This window comes from Thermomonas sp. (assembly GCF_047606765.1).
GTDB lineage: Bacteria > Pseudomonadota > Gammaproteobacteria > Xanthomonadales > Xanthomonadaceae > Thermomonas.
Map to the genome: position 1 here is coordinate 1 of NZ_JASGED010000093.1, position 20,771 is coordinate 20,771.

Consider the following 20,771-nt stretch of genomic DNA (forward strand, 5'->3'; position numbering starts at 1 on the left):
ACGACCAGCAGCGGCTGGTCAAGCGCGTGCTGCAATCGCTTGAGGTCGATGAAGCACGCTTCCCACCGCGTCAGGTCGCGTGGTGGATCAATGCGCAAAAGGACGAAGGCCGTCGCCCGCAGCATATCCAGCCCGGTGCGGACGAATGGGGCGAAGTGATGCTGCGCGCCTACGCCGCCTATCAGGAGCGCTGCGAACGCGCGGGGCTGGTCGATTTCGCCGAACTGCTGTTGCGTGCGCACGAACTGCTGCGCGATACGCCCGCGCTGCTGGCGCATTACCGCCATCGCTTCGGGCAATTGCTGGTTGACGAGTTCCAGGACACCAACGCGATCCAGTACGGCTTCGTGCGCCTGCTTGCGGGCGACGAAGGGCAGGTGTTCGTGGTCGGCGACGACGATCAGGCCATCTACGGCTGGCGCGGCGCGAAGGTGGAGAACGTGCAGCGCTTCCTGCGCGACTTCGGTTCAAAGGATGGCCCGGGTGCGGTCACGCTGAAGCTGGAGCAGAACTACCGTTCCACCGCCAACATCCTCAACGCTGCCAATACCGTCATCGCCCATAACGATGAGCGTCTTGGCAAGCGCCTGTGGACGGATGCCGGTGACGGCGATCCCATCGATGTGTATGCCGCCTACAATGAGATCGACGAGGCGCGCTACGTGATCGAACGCATCACGCAGTGGGTGCGTGATGGCGGCAGCCATGGCGATGCCGCCATCCTCTACCGCAGCAACGCGCAGTCGCGCGCCTTTGAAGAAGCACTGCTGGCGGCGCAGGTGCCGTATCGGGTCTATGGCGGCATGCGTTTCTTCGAGCGCGCTGAAATCAAGGACGCGCTGGCCTACCTGCGTCTGGTCGCCAACCGCGATGATGATGCCGCGTTCGAGCGCGCGGTGAACACGCCGGTGCGCGGCATCGGCGACCGCACGCTGGACGAAGTACGACGCGGCGCACGCGAACATGGCGAATCACTGTGGCGCGCAACGCGGCGCTGCTGCGAGCAATCGGCGCTGGCAGCGCGCGCACGCAATGCACTGGCCAGCTTCGCCGCGTTGATCGACGCACTGGCGGATGAAACCGCATCGATGACGCTGCCGGAAAAGATCGACCACGTACTGGCGCGCTCCGGCCTGCGCGAGCACTGGGCGAAAGAAGGGCGCGGCGCACTGGATTCTGAATCACGCACCGACAACCTGGACGAACTGGTCTCGGTCGCCAGCCGTTTCGTGCGCGGCGATGACGAGGATGCCGCGTCGATGCCGGAACTGGTCGCCTTCCTCAGCTATGCCGCGCTGGAAGCAGGCGAGGGCCAGACCCAGGCAGGCGAGGACGGCGTGCAATTGATGACCCTGCACAGTGCGAAGGGCCTGGAGTTTCCGCTGGTGTTCCTCGTTGGATTGGAGGAAGGGCTGTTCCCCAACATGCGCTCGGCGGAAGAACCGGGGCGCATGGCCGAGGAACGCCGGCTGGCCTATGTCGGCATCACCCGCGCGCGCCAGCAACTGGTGTTGAGCCATGCCGAAACCCGGCGCATCCACGGCAGCGACATGTACGGCCTGCCCTCGCGTTTCCTGCGTGAAATCCCGGGCGCGCTGCTGCGTGAAATCCGCGCGAAGCCGCAGGCGAATGCGTATGCCGCGCGTGGTGGCTACGCGAACAATCGCTTCACCCCGCGTGATCGCGGCCATGCGGCCATCGAAGCGCCGCCGGTGCGGCTGGGTGCCAACGTGCGCCATCCCAGCTTCGGTACCGGCTTCGTCACCGGCGTGGAAGGCAGCGGCGCGCACGCGCGCGTGCAGGTCAACTTCGAGGACGCAGGCGAGAAGTGGCTGGTGCTGGCCTATGCCAACCTGACGCCGGCTTGAAGCCGGTTGCGTAGGCTTGCCTCGGCATGACGAAAGGCGCAGCATTGCATCGCATTTGCAATGCATCGAGGCCACCATGAAAACCGCCACCCTGCCATCCCTGCGCGTTGAACCTGCCTTGCGTGAAGCCGCCGAATCGGTGCTGCGCGAAGGCGAAACCCTGTCCGGCTTCGTCGAAGCGGCGGTGCGCGGGCAGGTGGCGCAGCGCAAGCATCAGGAGGAGTTCATCAAGCGCGGGCTTGCGTCGCTGGAATATGCGCGCACGCACGATGCCTATCTCACGCCCGAACAGTCGCTGGCCCGGCTGGATGCCATCCTGGAGCGGCACGAAAAGCGCCGCGCATGAATCGTCGGGTTCGCCTATCGACGAAGGCGCAGGACGATCTGGATCGGCTGTTCGATTTCCTCGCCGAACAGGATATTGCGGCCGCGCATCGCGCCCGCGCGGCCATCGCGCGTGCCTATGGCCTCATCGGCGAATTGCCGCTGATCGGGCGCAAGGCGGGCGATGGCGCCAATCCCTGTCTTCGCGAACTCACGGTGCCTTTCGGCAATACCGGCTACGTGATCCTGTACGAGCTCGAAGACGCCACCACCATCACCATCGCCTCCTTCCGGCATCAGCGCGAGGATGATTACGACCGATGACTTACCAGCTGAACAGCTTGTAGTAGGTCATCGGCCCGTCCTTGGCATCGGCATCATTGACCACGCCGTCGCCGTTGCGGTCGTAGATGTAATAGGTCGGGCCGCGAAACGGCACCACTTTCACCATCTTGAGCGCGCCGGCCACGCGGTATTCGGTGACGACATCGCCGTTGGATTCGGTGCGGGTGGCAGGCACCGCGTTTTCCGGCAGGGTGGATTCGGGCGTGGCGGTGGCGCAGGCAGCAAGTGCAAGCGTAAGCGCGAAGGGAATGGTGATGCGCATGGCGAAGTCTCGTGGGGGATGTGTGCAGTATGCGGCAAGAGCGCCCCTCACCCGCCTTCGGCACCCTCTCCCCGCCAAGCGGGGAGAGGGAAAATCAACCGCACCGTGCTTCTCCCCGTGGCAACGGGGAGAAGGTGCCCGCAGGGCGGATGAGGGGCGCTTTACGCGGTCGGCGCATCCAGCTCCAGAAACCCGCCCGACTGCCGCTTCCACAGCTGCGCATACAACCCGCCGCGCGCCAGCAGTGCCTCGTGCGTGCCTTGTTCGACGATGCGCCCGGCGTCCATCACCACCAGCCGATCCATCGCGGCGATGGTGGAAAGCCGGTGCGCAATCGCAATGACGGTCTTGCCCTGCATCAGTCGATACAAGTTTTCCTGGATCACCGCTTCCACTTCCGAATCCAGTGCCGAGGTCGCCTCGTCCAGTACAAGAATCGGCGCGTTCTTCAACAGCACGCGGGCGATGGCGATGCGCTGGCGCTGGCCGCCGGACAGTTTCACCCCGCGTTCGCCGACCTGTGCATCGAAGCCGCGCCGGCCCTTGGCATCGACGAGTTCGGCGATGAAGCCGTCGGCGTTGGCCTGCCGTGCGGCGTCCAGCAATTCGTCATCGCTGGCATCGGGCCGGCCGTAGAGGATGTTCTCGCGCACCGAGCGATGCAGCAGCGAGGTGTCCTGCGTCACCACGCCGATCTGTGCGCGCAGCGAATCCTGCTGCACGCTGGCAACGTTGATGCCATCCACCGTGATGCGCCCGGCTTCCACGTCGTGGAAACGCAGCAGCAAGTTGACCAGCGTCGATTTGCCCGCGCCGCTGCGGCCGACCATGCCGATCTTCTCGCCGGGCGCGATGTGCAGGTCGAGCTGTTCGATCACGCCGCTGCCCTTGCCGTAATGGAAGGTCACGCCATCGAAATGGATGTCGCCGCGCACCTGCGGCAGTGCCGGTGCGTTTGGTGCGTCGTCCACCGTGGGTGCCAGCGAAATGGAACTGATGCCGTCATGCACGGTGCCGATGTTCTCGAACAGCGCCGACAGCTCCCACATGATCCAGTGCGACATGCCCAGCAGGCGCAGCGCCAGCGCCGAGGCCACTGCCACCGCGCCTACGCTGGCGTGCCCGTGCAGCCACAGCCAGATGCCCAGCGCCGCCACCGCAAACAGCAGCGCCATGTTCAGCGCGTACAGCAGGCTGTAAACGTTCGTCGCCAACCGCATCTGCCGATACACGGTGGACAAAAAACCACCCATCGCCTCACGTGCGTAGGCCTGCTCACGCTGCGAGTGCGAGAACAGCTTGACCGTGGCGATGTTGGTATAGCTATCGACAATCCGCCCGGTCATGTTGCTGCGCGCATCGGCCTGTTCCTGCGAGACCTTGCCCATGCGCGGCACGAACCAGCGCATCAGCAAGGCGTAGCAGACCAGCCAGCCGGCAAACGGCAGCATCAGCCGCCAGTCCGCGCTGGCCGCAACAACCAGCGTGCCGCCGAAATACAGCAATACGTAATTGCCGATGTCGAGCAGCTTCACCACGGTCTCGCGCACCGCCAGCGAAGTCTGCATCAGTTTGGTGGCGATGCGTCCGGCGAACTCGTCCTGGAAATAACCCATCGACTGCCGCAGCAGGTAGCGATGCACATTCCAGCGGATGCGCATCGGGAAATTGCCAAGCAAGGTCTGGTGCTGCACCAGCGAGTTGAACAGCACGAGCAGCGGCAGGCCCGCCAGCACCAGCGCCGCCATCCACATCAGGCGCGTGCCTTCCTGCGCAAGGAACGTGGACACGCCCAGCGTGTTCATGCGATCCACCAATGCACCGACGTAGGCGTACAGCGACACTTCCGCCAGCGCGGTCAGGCCGGTGGTGACGGCCAGCAGCAGCAGCCACGGCTCCGCGCCGCGCGTGTAGTGGCGGCAGAACGCATACAGGCTGGCCGGCGGCTGCGTGGGCGGTGCGTCGGGGAAGGGATCGAGACGGGTTTCAAACCAGCGCAGCATGACGGGGACTCGTGCAGGGAGACGCCATTGTGCCTTTGCTTTTGCTCGTCATTCCGGCGAAAGCCGGAATCCAGATCTTGCAAGACCTTTCTGAAAAACTGGATTCCGGCTTTCGCCGGAATGACGGCAAGTGGGGCATCGCGGAATATGGATGCATGTTCGCGACGGGGATTTGCCGGCCAGTAGAATGGCGGCTCACGGATGGCATCCGGCGGGAGCATGATCGACTTCGTTGTGGCGGACTGGGCGGCCTGGGCGCCGGGCTTGCAGGAACGTGAAGCCTGGCGCGCATGGGCGCAGGCACCGTTCCCGCCACGCGGTGACGAAATGCCGGCATTGCCGGAGGTGCCGGCGATGCAACGCCGCCGCATCGACCGGCTGGGGCGGATGGCGGTGCAGGCGGCGTGGTGGTGCCAGCCGCCGCAAAAGCATGATGGCGTGCCGCTGGTGTTTGCTTCGCGCCATGGCGATGTGCAGCGCTCGTTCGAGTTGTTGCAGCAGCTGGCGAAGGACGAAGCGATGTCGCCGACGCAGTTTGGCCTGTCGGTACACAACGCGGTCGCCGCGCTGTATTCGATCGTGCGTGGCGAACGCGGCAACTACCTTGCCATCGCCGCAGGCCGCGCCACCGCCGAGGCCGCACTGGTGGAAGCTGCGGGTCTGCTGGCCGATGGCGCGCCCGAAGTGCAGGTGGTGGTGTACGACGCTGGCCTGCCGGGTGCCTATTCCGCTTTTCTGGATGAACCCGATGCGCCGCATGCATGGAGCTGGCGGCTGCGTGCAGATGGCGAAGGCACGCGGTTGTCGCTGGATTGGCAGGCCGCTGACGATGCCGTGGAAAAAACCGCATCGGCGCTGCCGGCCACGCTTGTAGCGCTGCGTTTCCTGCTGTCCGGCGATGCCGCACGTGAGCATCGCGCGGACGGATTGCGTTGGCGCTGGCGTCGCCATGGATGAGGCGATGCCCGGCAATGCGCTGGCCGTGCGGTTGAATCATGGCTGGCGGATCATCGCCACCGGCTTGAGTTTCCTTGCCTTCGGCGTTGGTGGCTTGCTGCTGGGCGTGCTGGTGTTCCCGGCCATCAACCTGCTGGTGCGTGATGCTGCGCGGCGTCGGCGCATGGCGCGGCGGCTGGTGCAGCGCAGCTTCGGCTTCCACATCGAACTGATGCGGGTGCTGGGCGTGCTGACCTACGAGATTCGCGGGCGCGAACGCCTGCAGCGCGATGGCCTGCTGATCCTTGCCAATCACCCTGCGCTGATCGACGTGGTGTTTCTGGTCTCGCTGCTGCCCAATGCCGACTGCGTGGTGAAATCGGCGCTTGCACGCAATCCGTTCACGCGCGGGCCGGTGCGGGCCGCGGGCTACGTGTGCAATGCCGATGGCGCCGGCTTGATCGACGACTGCATCGCCGCCGTGCGTCGCGGCGGCAATCTGGTGATCTTTCCCGAGGGCACGCGCACCCGCCGGGATGCGCCGCTGCACCTGCAGCGCGGCGCGGCCAACATCGCTGTGCGCGGCAGTCTGGACATCACGCCGGTGCGGCTTGCGTACTCGCCGATGACGCTGGGGAAAGGAGAGAAGTGGTATCGTGTTCCGGCGCGCCGGTTCCATGTCGTGGTGGATGTACAACCCGATATCGAAATCGCGCCATTCATCGAGGGGGCATCGGGCGAGGCCATGGCGGCACGCCGGCTCACCGAGCATTTGACCCGGTATTTCGCGACAGGAAGCAAGGCGTGCAGTCACTCGAGCTAGAGATCAAGGAACTGATCATTTCCGCGCTGTCACTGGAGGACGTGGCCCCGGGTGACATCGAAGCCGCCGCGCCGCTGTTCGGCGAAGGACTGGGGCTGGATTCCATCGACGCGCTGGAACTGGGGCTGGCCTTGCAAAAGCGCTACGGCGTTGCGCTGCCGGCGGACTCGCAGGAAACCCGCCAGCATTTCGCCAGCGTCGAGGCACTGGCGCGCTTCGTCGCCACGCAAGGGACGCAGGCGCGAGGAGAAGCATGATGACCAGGGACGAGCTTTTCGACCGCATCAGCGGCATCCTGCAGGACACGTTTGAAATCGACCCGGCGCGGATCACGCCCGAGGCGCAGTTGAACGCCGACCTCGACATCGACAGCATCGATGCGGTTGACCTGATCGTGCAGCTCAAGCCGCTGCTGGGTGGCCGGTTGCAGCCGGAGGCATTCAAGTCGGTGCGCACGGTGCAGGACGTCGTGGACGTGCTGCACGGGCTGATCCGCGAAGCCAACTGAGGCGCGTTGCGAGCAAATCCCGTGGGCAGATGGCGCATGGTCGTGTTCGTCGCGCTGTCGCTGGCCTACCCGCTGGCGGTGTACGCCATGCTGGGTCATCTGGAACCGCGCTGGCTTGCGCCGCTGCCCTGCCTGCTGGCGCTGCTGCGCGCGCTGGCAACCCGCGAGCGGCTCTGGCTGTGGGTTGCCGCCGGCACCGGCGCGCTGGCGGTGTGGGCCTTCCTGTCCAATGCGGCGCTGCCGCTGAAGTTGTACCCGGTGCTGGTCAACGCCGCGCTGCTGCTGCTGTTCGGCCTGAGCCTGCGGTTCGGGCCGCCGGTGATCGAACGCCTGGCACGGCTGCGTGAACCGGAGTTGCCACCGGCGGCGATGGCCTACACCCGTCGCGTCACCGTGGTCTGGTGCGGCTTCTTCATGCTCAATGGTTGCGTCGCGCTGGCGACCGCGCTGTGGGCCAGCGAGCGCGTCTGGGCGCTGTACAACGGGCTGGTGTCCTATGTGTTGATCGGCACCTTGTTCGCGGTGGAGTGGTGGGTGCGGCAACGGGTGAAGGCGCGTGCGCATGGCTGACTGGATCGCGCTGGCCGACGTCGCCACCCGGCCCTTGCCGAATCGCGCGGTGGCATTGAATGCCGATGGCGGCATGGATCACGCCACGTTCCGTGCGCAAGCGGCGCGTTGGCGTGACGCATTCTCCGCTTGCGATGGCGAGCGCTGGGCGCTGCATTTCGACGATGCGGCTGCGTTTGCCTGCGCGTTGTTCGGCGCGTGGCATGCGGGCAAGACGGTCTGGCTGTGCCCGGACGCGCTGCCGGATACATTGGCGCGCCTGCGCTGTGAAGTGGATGGTTTTGCCGGTGATTTTCCGGATGCCTGCACGCCGCTTGCGCGCCCTGCGGGTGATGTGGATGACGATGGCGCGGACTGGCCGGCACTGGACGAACACGCCACGCGGCTGGTGGTGTTCACCTCCGGCTCCACCGGCGCGGCGGTGGGCATCGACAAGGCGCTGGCGCAACTTGCGCGCGAGGTCGAAGCATTGCAATCCGCATTTGGCGCGGTCGTCGGCGACGGCGTGGTGCATGGCACGGTCTCGCATCAGCACATCTATGGCCTGCTGTTCCGGGTGCTGTGGCCGCTGGCTTCGGGCCGGTTGATCGCGCCGCGTTTGTTCTTCCACGAGGAAATCGTGGCCGCGCTGTCGCAACCGGCAGTGCTGGTCAGCAGCCCCGCGCATCTCAAGCGCATTCCTGAAGCACTGGATTGGAGCAGTGTGCGCCAACACCTGCGCGCGGTGTTCAGCTCCGGCGGCGCGCTGCCGGCATCGGCTGCCGTTGCAGTACAAGCAGCATTCGGCCTTGCGCCCATCGAGATCTACGGCAGCAGCGAAACCGGCGGCATCGCATGGCGGCATGGTGGCGCGGACAACATGCTGTGGACGCCGCTGCCGGGTGTTGCATGGCGCATTGCCGACGACCGGCTTGAAGTGTCGTCGCTGCATCTTCCCGACGCCGATTGGTGGCGCAGCGAAGACCGCGCGCAGCCTGCCGGTGATGGCGGGTTTGAGTTGCTTGGGCGTGCCGACCGCATCGTCAAGGTGGAGGAACGCCGCGTCTCGCTGGCCGCGCTGGAACGCGGGCTGGCAGCACAACCCGGCGTGGCCGAAGCGCGCGTGTTGTTGCTGGATGGCGCGCGTGCGGAACTGGCTGCAGTGGTGGCGATCAATGCGGAAGGCAATGCACGCCTGCGTGATGCAGGGCGGCGTGCATTCGCGCAGGCCTTGGCACAGGCGCTGGCCGATGGTCACGATGCGGTCACGCGCCCGCGCCGCTGGCGCTTTGTCGAGGCCTTGCCGATGAACGCGCAGGGCAAGACCACCGATGCTGCGCTGCGTGCATTGTTTCGTCCCGAGCGGCCACCGACGCGGTGGATCCGGCGCGAAGCAACGCAGGCGGAGCTGGAGCTGCAACTGGATCCCGCGCTGGTGGTGTTCGACGGCCATTTTCCGCAGGTGCCGATCCTGCCCGGCGTGGCGCAACTGGATTGGGCGGTGCGGCTGGGGCGCGAGGCATTCGCGCTGCCGGCGGATTTCCTGCGCATGGAAGCCTTGAAGTTCCAGCGCGTTGCGCGCCCCGGCATGTGCATCCGCCTGCATCTGCAATGGCTGCAGGAAAAATCCGCGCTGGCGTTCCGCTACGAATCGGAACACGGGCCGCATGCCAGCGGGCGCGTGTTGTTCGATGGGGATACGGCATGAGCGCCGGCTTCCGTCCGTTGGTGGTGATCCCGGTCTATAACCACGAGCATGCGGTTGGCGCGGTGGTCGATGGCGTGCGTGCATGCGGGCTGGAATGCCTGCTGGTGGATGACGGTTCGCGCCCGTCCTGTGCCGATGTATTGCGCGCACTGGCCGAATGCGAGGGCGTGCAGTTGCTGCGCCTGGAACAGAACCAGGGCAAGGGCGGGGCGATGCTGGCTGGCTTCCGCGAAGCCGCGCGCTGTGGCTTCACCCACGTCCTGCAGATCGACGCTGACGGCCAGCACGACACCCGCGATATTCCCCGCTTCCTCGCTGCCGCCGCTGCCGCGCCGGAGGCTGTCATCAGCGGCGTGCCGATCTATTCCGACGATGTGCCGAAGGGCCGGCTGTATGGCCGCTACCTCACCCACGTCTGGGTCTGGATCAACACGCTGTCCTTCGCGATTCGCGATTCGATGTGTGGCTTCCGCGTGTATCCGCTGGCAGCCACGCTGGCAGTGACGGACAGCGAGCCGGTGGGGCTGCGCATGGACTTCGACCCGGAAATCATCGTGCGCATGGCCTGGCGCGGCGTGGACGTGCGCAACCTGCAAACGCCGGTGCGTTATCCCAGCGATGGCGTGTCGCATTTCGACATATGGCGCGACAACCTGCGCATCAGCCGCATGCATGCGCGGCTGTTCTTCGGCATGTTGCGCCGCCTGCCGCGACTGCTGGCAAGGAAGCTGCAATGAACGCCGCTGCGCGCGTGCCGCACTGGGCTGCGATCGGCGAAACCACCTTCGTCGCCGGCATCCGTTTCCTGTGCGCGGTGGAGCGCGCGTGCGGGCGCTGGCCGTTCCGCCTGTGCATGATGCCGGTGGTGCTCTGCCACTGGCTGTTCAACCGCACCGCACGGCGTGCGTCGCACGAGTACCTGCAACGCCTGCAAGCGACGCATGCGCCGTTCCCGCAGACGCCGGGCAGCGGCGCAAGCCTGCGTCATTTCGCCTGCTTTGCGGAAACCCTGCTGGACAAGATCCTCGCCAGCCATGGCCAATATCCGGCAACGCGGGTGCAGGTGGAACGCGAGGTGATGCTGCAGCAGATCGCGCGCGGCGAAGGTGGCGTCATCCTCACTGCGCATATTGGTTGTCTGGAACTGTGTGAGGCATTGGCCGACTCCGTGCCGGACTTCCGCCTGACCGCGCTGGTGCATACCGCGCATGCCGAGGATTTCAATCGCCTGCTCAAGCGGCTCAATCCCGACAGCCGGGTGGCGTTGCTGCAGGTGACCACGCTGGACGCGGCGGTGGCCGCGCGGCTGGGCCAGCGGGTGGCCGCAGGCGAGTTCGTGGCGATTGCCGGCGATCGCGTGCCGGTGGGCGGTGGGCGCAGCGTGTTTGCCGATTTCCTCGGCAGGCCGGCACCGTTCCCGGTGGGCCCCTACGTGCTGGCGTCGGCGCTGGGCTGCCCGTTGTTCACCATGGCTTGCACGCATGCGGGCGATGGTTACCGGGTGCGCTTTGAACGCCTCCGTGATCGCGTATTGCTGCCGCGTGGCAATCGCGAAGCCGCGCTGGCCGAATACGCGCAAGATTTTTCAAGGTGGCTGGAGGCGCAACTGCGCCATGCGCCGCTGGACTGGTTCAATTTCTTTCCCTTCTGGGATCAGGTGCCGCATGACGCTTCCCCCTGACGATTCCACGCCGCTGGCGTTCGGCGAAAGCCGCCTGCGCATCGAGGACGTGGTCGCCATCGCCCGCCGCCAACGCAGTGCCGTGTTGTCGGACGACTCCGCATTCCGCGCACGCATCGCACGCGGCGCGGGCTTTCTTGACCGCCTGCTGGGCGAGGATGGCGTGGTCTATGGCGTCACCACCGGCTATGGCGACTCCTGCACGGTGGTGATTCCGCCGGAGCTGCTGGCCGAACTGCCGCATCACCTGTTCGCCTATCACGGCTGCGGGCTTGGCCGCTTCCTCGATGCCGAGGAAACCCGCGCGGTGCTGGCCTCGCGGCTGGCATCACTTTCCATCGGCATGTCCGGGGTCAGCCTGCCGTTGCTGGAAGGACTGGCCGCGCTGCTGCGGCATGACATCCTGCCGCTGATCCCGGCGGAAGGCTCGGTGGGTGCCAGCGGTGATTTGACGCCGCTGTCCTACGTCGCCGCCGTGCTGTGCGGCGAGCGCGAAGTCATCCACGCAGGCGTGCGCCGCACTGCTGCCGAAGCGCTTGCCAGCGCCGGCATGACGCCGCTGCGGCTGCGCCCCAAGGAAGGGCTTGCCATCATGAACGGCACCGCAGTGATGACCGCGCTGGCCTGCCTGGCGTTTGACCGCGCCGATTACCTGTGCCGCCTGTCTGCGCGCTTGACTGCGTTCAACGTGGTCGCCAGTGCCGGCAATGCGCATCACTTCGATGAAACCCTGTTCGCGGCCAAGCCGCATCCCGGACAGATGCGCGTGGCCGCGCGGCTGCGCGAAGACCTGCATGGCGACAACCCGCAGCGCAACGACAAGCGCCTGCAGGATCGCTATTCGCTGCGCTGCGCGCCGCATGTGATCGGCGTGCTGGAGGACGCGCTGCCGTTTTTGCGCCAGTTGATCGAAACCGAACTCAACAGCGCCAACGACAATCCGTTGGTCGATCCGGATGAAGAGCGCATCCTGCACGGCGGACATTTCTATGGTGGCCACATCGCGTTTGCGATGGACGCGATGAAGAACGCGGTGGCCAACCTCGCCGACCTGCTCGACCGCCAGCTCGCGCTGCTGGTCGATGCGCGCTTCAACCACGGGCTGCCGGCCAACCTGTCGGGCGCAACCGGCCCGCGAGCGGCGATCAACCACGGGCTGAAGGCGTTGCAGATCAGCGTGTCGGCATGGACGGCGGAAGCACTGAAACTGACCATGCCGGCCTCGGTGTTTTCGCGCTCCACCGAATGCCACAACCAGGACAAGGTCAGCATGGGTACCATCGCCGCGCGCGACTGCCTGCGCGTGATCGAGTTGGTGGAGCAGGTGGCGGCGGCGATGCTGGTCGCGGCGCGGCAGGCAATGGAACTGCGCCGGCGCGTTGCGCCAGGTGCGGTGATGCAAGGCGCGCCGGCGGCGATGCTGGAGGACCTGTCGGCACGGATCGCGCTGGTCGAGGAGGACCGCGCGCTGGATGGCGAGCTGCGCCTGTTGCTGGATGATGTGCGTGCGCGGCGCTGGAGTCTGTATGGGCAGTGACGCGAAGCGCAATGACGACGCGCTGATGATCGAAGTCGAACTGGAACCTGCGTTCCACGACTGCGACCCGATGTGCGTGGTCTGGCATGGCAACTACTTCAAGTATTTCGAGATCGCCCGCTGCGCACTGCTGCGGCGGCACGATTACGACTATCCGCAGATGAACGCATCCGGCTACCTGTTCCCGGTGGTGGATGCGCGGGTGAAGTACATTCGCCCGCTGCGCTTCGCCCAGCCGCTGCGGGTGCGGGCGACCGTCGCCGAATGGGAGAACCGCTTGAAGATCGACTACCAGATCCGCGACGCCGCCAGCGGTGAAGTGCTGACCCGCGCGCATACCATCCAGGTGGCGGTGCATGCTGCAACCAACCAGATGCAATACGTCTGCCCGCCGGTGTTGTGGGAACGATTGGGAGTACCCGCGCCATGATTCTGCATTTGCTGCATTCGCTGCGTTCGATGGTTTTTTTCCGCGCGCTGCTGTGTACGGCGTTGCTGGCGGGCGGCGGCATCGCCGATGCCGCCGATCCGCAGGTGCAGGCCATCACCGCGTCGATGGCGAAACCCGACGTGCTGCGCGGCCAGTTCGTGCAGGAAAAGCAGGTCAGCGGCTTCAAGAATCCGCTGCGTTCGCAGGGCCGCTTCGTGGTTGCGCGCAAGCATGGCGTGATCTGGACGACGCTCAAGCCGTTCCCGTCCGAACTGGTGGTCACCGCCGACCGCATCCTCAGCCGCCAGCGTGATGGCAGTAGCCGGGTGGAACTGGAGGCGCGCCAGCAACCGGCGCTGCGTTCGGTCAATGCGGTGATGTTCGCGCTGATGAGCGGCGACGTGCAGGCGCTGTCCAGCCAGTTCAAGGTGACCGCCACCCGCGAAGGCCAGGGCTGGCGGCTGCTGCTGACGCCGAAGTCGCAGGTGCTGGCAAAAGCCTTCCGCACCCTGTCGTTGCAAGGCGATCGCTACGTGCGTGACGTGGAAATCACCGAAGCCAGCGGCGACCGCACCCGCATCCGCTTCAGCGACATGCGCGAGACGCCGGCCACGCTCGCCGCCGACGAGGCACGTCGTTTTGACTGAAGCCCAGGCACCAACGCATTTGCGCCGCTGGTGGCGGTGGCTGGGCATCGCCTGGCTGCTGCTGTTGCTGGCGCTGGGCGTGCAGCAATGGCGGTTGTGGAGTGTGCAATCGCGGATCGATACCGACATCCTCGCGCTGCTGCCGCAGGACGCGAGCGACCGCCTGCTGTCCGATGCCACCCGTCGCATCGCCGATGCCAGTGCGCGGCAGGTGGTGGTGCTGGTGGGCAGTGAAGATGGCGAAGCGACGCTGCGCGCGCAGGCCGCATTCGCGCAGGCAGTGAACGCCGATGCCGAAGCCACGCTCCTGCATCCGGCTGGATCGGTCGAAGGCTGGTTTGAACAGGCACGCGGTTTCTACGCGCCTTATCGTGATCGTTTGCTCACCGTGCAGCAGCGCGCGCGGTTGCAACAGGCCAATGCCGGCGCGCTGGCCGAGCAGGCGCTGGCCAGCCTGTACGGGCCGATGGGTGCGCCGCGCCTGACCGACTGGCGGAGCGATCCGCTGTCGCTGTGGCCGCAGTGGTGGCAGCAGCGCGCGGCAGGTGCCGGTTTGCAACTGGGTGACGATGGCCTGCTCGAAGCCGATGGCAGGCATTGGGCGCTGCTGCAATACGAAACCCGCGATTCGGCATTCAAGCTGGATGGCAAGCGCCATCTGGGCGGGTTGCTGGAACGCGCCGCGCAGGCGGCGAAGGCAGCGGCACCCGGCCTCGAAATCCTGCATGCCGGGGTGCCGCTGCACGCCGAAGCCGCAGCGGTGCAGGCCAATCGCGAAATCAACACCATTGGCTGGGGTTCGCTGGCGGCCGTGCTGCTGCTGGTGTGGCTGGCGTTTCGTTCGTTGCGGCCGATCCTGCTGGTGGCAGCGTCATTGCTGATTGGCTGTGGCGTGGCGCTGGCGGTGACGGTCATGGTGTTCGGCAAGATTCATGTGTTGACGCTGGTGTTCGGCGCTTCGCTGGTGGGCGTGGCCGAGGATTACGGCATCCACTGGTTTGCGTCGCGCCAGGCAGAGCCGTCCCATCGCCGCTGGGCGTTGTTGCGGCATTTGCTGCCGGGGCTGTGGCTGGCGCTGCTCACCAGCGCACTGGCTTACCTCGCACTCGGGTTGGCACCGTTTCCCGGCCTGCGCCAGATGGCGCTGTTCTCGGTGGTTGGGCTGAGCGCGGCATTTGTGACCGTGATCTTCTGGTTCCCGTGGTTGGATGGCGGCGACATTCGCCCGACCCGTTTCTCGATGTGGCTGGGCAGCACGCTTGCGCGCTGGCCGCGATTGCAGGGGCGTCGCGGGATTGGCCTGTTCGTCGGCGTGGTCTTGGTGTTGTCGGCCATCGGCATCGCCCGCCTGCAGGGCGATGACAATCTGCGCAGCCTGCAATCCACGCCGCCGGTGCTGATGACGGAGCAGCTGCGCATCGGCAAATTGCTGGGCCTGCCCAGCCCGGCGCAGTTCTATCTGGTGCAGGGCAGGGATGCCGCGCAACTGCTGCAACGCGAGGAAGCACTGGCTGCGAAGCTGCGCGCATTGGTCGATGAACACCGCATTGGCGGCTATCGCGCAATCAGCGACTGGCTGCCCTCGCCTGCACGCCAGCAGGCGGATGCCGCGTTGACTGCGAAGGTCGAGCCGCAGGTGTTGGCGCGGGTGTCCGAGGCCGTGGGTGAATCGCTGTCGCGCCCGGATTTTGCCGATGCCCCGCTGACGGCGCAGGCCTTCCTTGCATCGCCTGCCTCGCAGCCACTGCGTCAGCTATGGCTGGGTGACGTGGGCGGGCAGGTGACCAGCGTGGTGATGGTCAATGACCTGTCGCGTCCCAATGCGCTGGCTGATTTGCGCGCCGCTGCCGAAGGCTTGCCCGGCGTGCGCTGGGTGGATCGCAGCGCCGACTTCTCGCGGTTGCTGGGCCATTACCGCAGGTTGATGAGCGGCCTGCTGCTGGTCGGCGTGGCGCTGGTGCTGGCCGCATTGTGGCTGCGCTATCGCCAGCAGGCGTGGCGCGTGCTGACGCCGACCCTGCTGGCCGTGGCATTGACGCTGGGCCTGCTGGGCTTGCTTGGACAGCCGCTGCAATTGTTCAACGTGCTGGCACTGCTGTTGCTGCTGGGCATGGGCATCGACTACGGCATCTTCCTGATCGAACATCGCGGCGATGCCTCGGCATGGCTTGCGGTCTGCGTGGGCGCGGCCAGCACCTGGCTTTCGTTCGGGTTGCTGGCCTTGTCGCAGACGCCGGCACTGCGCGCGTTCGGGCTGACGTTGTTGTTCGGCATCGGTCAGGTCTGGTTGATCTCGCCGCTGTTCCGCCCGTTGCCAAACCCGCAGGCCTGACCTTCTGCCCACATCCAACCACCAACACACTGGAATATTCCGATGCAGCCGACCGTGGAAGAAACCGACATCCTCATCATCGGCGCGGGCCCGGCCGGCTCGGTTGCGGCCGCGATGCTGCGCCAGCGCGGGTTGCGCGTATTGATGCTGGAACGCGAGCAGTTCCCGCGCTTTTCCATCGGCGAGAGCCTGCTGCCGCAAAGTATGGAATACATCGAGGCAGCGGGACTGCTGCGCGACGTGGTGGAAGCCGGGTTCCAGTACAAGAACGGCGCAACCTTCGAGCGTGGTGATCGCAGCTCGCAGTTTGATTTCCGCGACAAGTTTTCCGAAGGCTGGGGCACCACCTACCAGGTGCAGCGTGCCGACTTTGACCACGTATTGGCCAAGGGCGCGCAGCGCATGGGTGCGGAGCTGCGGTTCCAGCATGAAGTGCTGGCCGTGGAGCCGGGTGAGCGCCCGCGCGTGACGGTGCGTTCGCCCGAGGGCGAGCAATACGTGGTCGAAGCCGGTTTCCTGCTGGATGCCAGCGGCTTCGCGCGCCTGCTGCCGCGTTTGCTGAAGCTTGAATCGCCGTCCAACTTCCCGGTGCGTGGCGCGATCTTCACCCATGTGCGCGACAACATCCCGCCCGGCACGTTTGACCGCAACAAGATCGTAATCACCACCCATCCCGAGCATGTGGACGTGTGGTACTGGACGATTCCGTTTTCAAACGGTTGCTGCTCGCAGGGCGTGGTGGCCGAACAGGCGTTCCTGGCGCGCTATCCGGGTACCGAACTGGAACGCCTGCAGGCATTGGTGAGCGAAGCGCCAAACCTGCGCCGCCTGCTGGCGAATGCAACATGGGACGTGCTGCCCGTGCGGCAGATCGTGGGGTATTCGGCCAATGTGGCGTCACTGGTGGGGCCGGGCTATGCCTTGCTCGGCAATGCCGGCGAGTTCCTCGATCCGGTGTTTTCCTCCGGCGTCACCATCGCCTTCAAGTCCGCGCAGCTTGCAGCCGATTGCCTGTTGCGCCGGAAGAATGGCGAAGCCGTGGACTGGGTGAACGACTTCGAGATGCCGCTGCGCGCCGGCGTGCGTACCTTCCGCCGCTTCGTCGAATCCTGGTATGCCGGTGGCTTCCAGGACATCGTCTTCCACACCGAGCAAAACCCGGATGTGCGCCGCATGATCTGCTCGATCCTGGCCGGCTATGCGTGGGACACGAAAAATCCTTACGTGGATGATGAAGGCGGTCGCCGCATGCGCGTGCTGGAGGAATTGTGCGGCGGCTGATCGCGCTGGCGCTGGCCTGCATGTTGGCGGCTTGCGCCACGCGCGCGCCACATGCAGGGATCGAACTGCCGCCACTGCGCTTGCCGCCTGCGGCATTGGGCCATGACGTAGCCGCGCAGCAGCGGCTGCATTTCGCGTTTGGCGCGCAGCAGCGGGAGATGGACGCGCTGCTGGAAGTGGAGGCCGGGGAAGTCCGGCTGGCCGTGCAGGCGATGGGCCAGACCGGCGTGCGCCTGCGCTGGGACGGCAAGGAACTGACGCAGCAACGCGCGCCATGGCTGCCATCTGCGGTGCGCGCGGAGCGGGTGCTGGATGACCTGCAGTTTGCGCTGTGGCCTGCCGATGCCATTCGCCGCGTGTTGCCGCCCACATGGACATTGCGCGAAGCGGGCAACGTCCGGGAGCTGTTGCGCGACGACACGGTCTGGCTGTCGATGGAAAAAAGCGAAGACGGGCGCATCCACCTGCACAATCGCGCCGAAGGCTACCGGCTGGACATCGAATCGGTGGACAGCGGGGGCGTGCCGTGATCGACGCGCCGGTGTACCTCAACGAACTCGGCATCGTCTGCGCGCTCGGTTGCGGGCAGCAGGCAGTGGCCGATGCGCTGTTCGCCGCCGATGCACCGCAAGGCGTGCGGGTTGGCGACTGGCTTACGCCGGGCAGGCCGTTGGCGCTAGGCATGGCGCAGGACGCGCTTGCCGATCTGTCGCGTCATCCGCCGCATGCCCGCAGCCGCAACAACGCGCTGCTGCTGACGGCGTTCGCGCAGATTCGCGAAGCCGTGGAAGTTGCGATTGCCCGCCACGGTGCCGGGCGCGTCGCGGTGGTGGTGGGCACCAGCACCTCCAGCATCGGCGAAACCGAACGCGCGCTGCCGCAGCGCATGGAGAGCGGCGACTGGCCGCAAGGCTTCCATTACGCGCAGCAGGAAATCGGTGATCCCTCGCGCTTCCTGGCGCATGTGTCCGGCGCGCGCGGGCCGGCATGGACGATGTCCACCGCGTGTTCGTCCAGTGCCAAGGCGCTGGCTTCGGCGGCGCGGCTGCTGCGCGCCGGCATCGCCGATGCAGTGATCGCCGGCGGTGCGGATTCGCTGTGCGCGTTCACCATCGGCGGCTTCAGCGCGCTGGAATCGGTATCGGTAGCGCGCTGCAACCCGTTTTCGCGCAATCGCGCAGGCATCAACATCGGCGAGGGCGCGGCCCTGTTCCTGCTCACCCGCGAACCCGGCCCGGTGCGGCTGGCCGGCTGGGGCGAAAGCTCGGATGCGCACCACATGTCAGCGCCGGAACCCTCGGGCGCGGGCGCGATGGACGCGATCCGGCAGGCACTGGCGCGCGCGGGCATTACGGCTGGCGACGTCGGCTACGTCAACCTGCATGGCACTGCGACACCGCTGAACGATGCGATGGAAAGCCGGGCGGTGGCGGCGACGCTGCATGCAGAAACATCCGTCAGTTCCACCAAGCCGCTGACCGGGCATGCGCTCGGCGCGGCGGGCGCGATCGAGGCCGGGCTGTGCTGGCTGACGATGGCGCGCAATCCGGATGGCCTGCTGCCGCCGCACTGGTGGGATGGGCAGGCCGATCCGGAACTGCCGGCGCTGCGTTTCATCGCGCCGGGGCAGCGCATGGACGCGCCGCTGCGCTACGCCTTGAGCCATTCCTTTGCCTTCGGCGGCAGCAATGCCGTGCTGCTGTTCGGGAGGCCGTGATGGCGACGCACGAACCCATCCATGACATCACGTTGGTGATGCCGCACAGCGGCACCATGCTGCTGCTGGATCGCGTGATTGCGCATGACGACGATGGCATCGTCACCGAACTGCGGGTGCCCTTCGATGGGCCATTCCATGTGGATGGCGGCGTTCCGGCCTATGTCGGCATCGAATACATGGCGCAGGCCGTGGCTTGCTGGGCCGGCTGCCAGGCACGCAGACGTGGCGCGCCGCCGCCGATTGGCTTCCTGCTGGGCAGCCGCCGCTACGACTGCACGGTGCCGCTGTTCACAAGCGGCATGTTGCTGCGAGTGGAGGCACGGCGCGAGATCATGGGCGAAAATGGCCTGGGCGTCTTCGCCTGCCGCATCCTGTCCGGGGATGCGGCATTGGCGACGGCCAACGTGTCGGTGTTCGAACCACCGGATGCGAAGGCCTATCTGGACAACGAAGCATGAGCAAGGACGAGGCAATGACGGAATCCAGGACCGTGCTGGTCACCGGTGCAAGCCGGGGGATCGGCAGGGCGGTCGCGCTGCGTGCCGCGCGCGACGGCTTCGACGTGGTCGTGCATTGCCGCAGCCGCATCGAAGAGGCGCAAGCCGTGGCGGCGCAGGTATGTGCGCTGGGCCGCAGTGCGCGCGTGTTGTGTTTCGACATCGGTGACCGTGATGCAGCCGCGCAGGCGCTGACCGCCGACGTGGAGACGCATGGCGCTTACTACGGCGTGGTCTGCAATGCCGGCATCGCCTGCGACACCGCTTTTCCGGCGATGAGCGGCGAGGAATGGGATCGCGTGCTGCGCACCAACCTCGACGGCTTCTACAACGTGCTCAACCCGCTGGTGATGCCGATGGTGCGGCGGCGCAAGCCGGGCCGCATCGTCACCCTGTCCTCCGTGTCGGGGCTGGTTGGCAATCGCGGCCAGACCAATTACAGCGCGGCCAAGGCCGGCATCATCGGTGCGACCAAGGCGCTGGCGCTGGAACTGGCAAGTCGCGGCATCACCGTCAACTGCGTTGCGCCCGGATTGGTGGATACCCAGATGCTGCAAGCCGAAGTCATCGAACATGCAATGAAGCTGATCCCCGCCAACCGCCTCGGCCGCCCGGAAGAAGTGGCGGCGGCGGTGGCCTTCCTGCTTTCGGAGGATGCCGGCTACATCACCCGGCAGGTCATCTCGGTCAACGGAGGCATGGTCTGATGCGCCAGCGTCGCGTCGTCGTCACCGGTGCCGCCGGCATCAGCCCGCTTGGCAATGACTGGCCCGGCATCCACGCGCGCCTGCGCGCGTGCCGCAACGCGGTGCAGCGCATGGACGCCTGGGACATCTATCGTGGCCTGAACACCAAGCTCGGTGCGCCTGCCGCCCCGTTCGAACTGCCCGCGCACTACAACCGCAAGACTACCCGCAGCATGGGCCGGGTTGCGCTGATGGCGGTGCGCGCCAGCGAACTCGCGCTGGAGAGTGCCGGCCTGCTCGGCCATCCGGTGCTGACCAGCGGGCGAGTGGGCGTGTCGAATGGTTCCTCGGCAGGCACGCACGCGGCGATGGGGGACTTTGGTCGCATGCTCAACGAGCACACCACCGAAGGCATCAACGCCACCACCTACATCAAGATGATGAGCCACACCGCGCCGGTGAACATTGGCGTGTTCTTCGGGCTGACCGGGCGCGTCATCACCACCTCCAGCGCCTGCACCTCCGGCAGCATGGGCATTGGCTCGGCGTATGAGGTCGTGCGCGACGGCAAGCAGGTGGCGATGCTGGCCGGCGGTTCGGAGCAGCTGGATGCCACGGCATCGGCGGTGTTCGA

At 66.3% G+C, this 20,771-nt stretch carries 23 protein-coding genes; 21 read left to right on the forward strand and 2 right to left on the reverse strand.

The genetic code is table 11. The annotated features are described in order from the left end of the window. The 3 genes from QM612_RS08945 to QM612_RS08955 all read left to right on the forward strand — a co-directional run. The coding region (locus tag QM612_RS08945) for a 3'-5' exonuclease (protein WP_415253550.1) at positions 1–1,868 on the forward strand (1,868 nt) is incomplete at its 5' end. 76 nt (positions 1,869–1,944) lie between these two features. Then, the gene (locus tag QM612_RS08950) at positions 1,945–2,214 is read left to right on the forward strand and encodes a YlcI/YnfO family protein (RefSeq protein ID WP_415253551.1); all 270 of its coding nucleotides are present in this window, start codon (positions 1,945–1,947) and stop codon (positions 2,212–2,214) included. Continuing rightward, the gene (locus QM612_RS08955) at positions 2,211–2,516 is read left to right on the forward strand and encodes a type II toxin-antitoxin system RelE/ParE family toxin (protein ID WP_415253552.1); all 306 of its coding nucleotides are present in this window, start codon (positions 2,211–2,213) and stop codon (positions 2,514–2,516) included. Before QM612_RS08950 ends, QM612_RS08955 begins: the two co-directional genes overlap by 4 nt. A 1-nt stretch (position 2,517) precedes the next feature. Here QM612_RS08955 and QM612_RS08960 read toward each other — a convergent pair whose 3' ends face one another. Continuing rightward, positions 2,518–2,799: a DUF2782 domain-containing protein gene (locus tag QM612_RS08960; RefSeq protein WP_415253553.1), complete on the reverse strand. Its 282-nt coding sequence runs from the start codon at positions 2,797–2,799 to the stop codon at positions 2,518–2,520. Between the two features lie 161 nt (positions 2,800–2,960). Then, entirely contained in the window at positions 2,961–4,802 is a 1,842-nt protein-coding gene (locus tag QM612_RS08965; RefSeq protein ID WP_415253554.1) for an ABC transporter ATP-binding protein, read from the reverse strand. Between the two features lie 219 nt (positions 4,803–5,021). On the opposite strand from QM612_RS08965, the gene QM612_RS08970 reads away from it, so the two are divergent. The 18 genes from QM612_RS08970 to QM612_RS09055 form a co-directional block, all read left to right on the forward strand. After that, positions 5,022–5,759: a beta-ketoacyl synthase chain length factor gene (locus QM612_RS08970; RefSeq protein ID WP_415253555.1), complete on the forward strand. Its 738-nt coding sequence runs from the start codon at positions 5,022–5,024 to the stop codon at positions 5,757–5,759. Further along, entirely contained in the window at positions 5,752–6,561 is an 810-nt protein-coding gene (locus QM612_RS08975; RefSeq protein ID WP_415253556.1) for a lysophospholipid acyltransferase family protein, read from the forward strand. Before QM612_RS08970 ends, QM612_RS08975 begins: the two co-directional genes overlap by 8 nt. Beyond that, positions 6,543–6,818, forward strand: coding sequence for a phosphopantetheine-binding protein (locus tag QM612_RS08980; RefSeq protein WP_415253557.1), 276 nt, complete (start codon positions 6,543–6,545; stop codon positions 6,816–6,818). The genes QM612_RS08975 and QM612_RS08980 overlap by 19 nt, the downstream gene beginning before the upstream one ends. Then, on the forward strand, positions 6,818–7,069 hold the full coding sequence (locus QM612_RS08985) for an acyl carrier protein (protein WP_415253558.1): 252 nt from the start codon (positions 6,818–6,820) through the stop codon (positions 7,067–7,069). Before QM612_RS08980 ends, QM612_RS08985 begins: the two co-directional genes overlap by 1 nt. A gap of 36 nt (positions 7,070–7,105) precedes the next feature. Next, the gene (locus tag QM612_RS08990; protein ID WP_415253559.1) at positions 7,106–7,639 is read left to right on the forward strand and encodes a hypothetical protein; all 534 of its coding nucleotides are present in this window, start codon (positions 7,106–7,108) and stop codon (positions 7,637–7,639) included. Beyond that, positions 7,632–9,326 (forward strand): AMP-binding protein, encoded by a 1,695-nt coding sequence (locus QM612_RS08995; RefSeq protein WP_415253560.1) that lies wholly within the window; start codon positions 7,632–7,634, stop codon positions 9,324–9,326. The genes QM612_RS08990 and QM612_RS08995 overlap by 8 nt, the downstream gene beginning before the upstream one ends. Then, positions 9,323–10,063, forward strand: coding sequence for a glycosyltransferase family 2 protein (locus QM612_RS09000; protein WP_415253561.1), 741 nt, complete (start codon positions 9,323–9,325; stop codon positions 10,061–10,063). Before QM612_RS08995 ends, QM612_RS09000 begins: the two co-directional genes overlap by 4 nt. Beyond that, positions 10,060–11,007 (forward strand): acyltransferase, encoded by a 948-nt coding sequence (locus QM612_RS09005; RefSeq protein WP_415253562.1) that lies wholly within the window; start codon positions 10,060–10,062, stop codon positions 11,005–11,007. The genes QM612_RS09000 and QM612_RS09005 overlap by 4 nt, the downstream gene beginning before the upstream one ends. Then, positions 10,991–12,544, forward strand: coding sequence for an HAL/PAL/TAL family ammonia-lyase (locus QM612_RS09010; protein WP_415253563.1), 1,554 nt, complete (start codon positions 10,991–10,993; stop codon positions 12,542–12,544). The genes QM612_RS09005 and QM612_RS09010 overlap by 17 nt, the downstream gene beginning before the upstream one ends. Further along, positions 12,534–12,974, forward strand: coding sequence for an acyl-CoA thioesterase (locus QM612_RS09015; protein WP_415253564.1), 441 nt, complete (start codon positions 12,534–12,536; stop codon positions 12,972–12,974). The genes QM612_RS09010 and QM612_RS09015 overlap by 11 nt, the downstream gene beginning before the upstream one ends. Before the next feature lie 29 nt (positions 12,975–13,003). Continuing rightward, positions 13,004–13,621, forward strand: a complete 618-nt coding sequence (locus QM612_RS09020) for an outer membrane lipoprotein carrier protein LolA (protein ID WP_415253571.1) — start codon at positions 13,004–13,006, stop codon at positions 13,619–13,621. After that, a complete protein-coding gene (locus QM612_RS09025) occupies positions 13,614–15,953 on the forward strand; it encodes an MMPL family transporter (protein WP_415253565.1) in 2,340 nt (779 codons plus the stop codon). Before QM612_RS09020 ends, QM612_RS09025 begins: the two co-directional genes overlap by 8 nt. Before the next feature lie 42 nt (positions 15,954–15,995). Further along, positions 15,996–17,234 carry an NAD(P)/FAD-dependent oxidoreductase gene (locus tag QM612_RS09030; RefSeq protein ID WP_415253566.1) on the forward strand — a complete coding sequence of 413 codons (1,239 nt, stop codon included), beginning with the start codon at positions 15,996–15,998 and terminating at the stop codon, positions 17,232–17,234. Next, entirely contained in the window at positions 17,222–17,764 is a 543-nt protein-coding gene (locus QM612_RS09035; RefSeq protein ID WP_415253567.1) for a DUF3261 domain-containing protein, read from the forward strand. The genes QM612_RS09030 and QM612_RS09035 overlap by 13 nt, the downstream gene beginning before the upstream one ends. Then, positions 17,761–18,951: a beta-ketoacyl-ACP synthase gene (locus QM612_RS09040; protein ID WP_415253568.1), complete on the forward strand. Its 1,191-nt coding sequence runs from the start codon at positions 17,761–17,763 to the stop codon at positions 18,949–18,951. The genes QM612_RS09035 and QM612_RS09040 overlap by 4 nt, the downstream gene beginning before the upstream one ends. Then, a complete protein-coding gene (locus QM612_RS09045; protein ID WP_415253569.1) occupies positions 18,951–19,412 on the forward strand; it encodes a hypothetical protein in 462 nt (153 codons plus the stop codon). Before QM612_RS09040 ends, QM612_RS09045 begins: the two co-directional genes overlap by 1 nt. Positions 19,413–19,426: 14 nt before the next feature. Then, positions 19,427–20,158 (forward strand): 3-oxoacyl-ACP reductase FabG, encoded by a 732-nt coding sequence (gene fabG / locus QM612_RS09050; protein ID WP_415253570.1) that lies wholly within the window; start codon positions 19,427–19,429, stop codon positions 20,156–20,158. After that, a partial coding sequence (locus QM612_RS09055) for a beta-ketoacyl synthase N-terminal-like domain-containing protein (protein WP_415253572.1) occupies positions 20,155–20,771 on the forward strand: 617 nt, incomplete at its 3' end. The genes fabG and QM612_RS09055, both read left to right, overlap by 4 nt.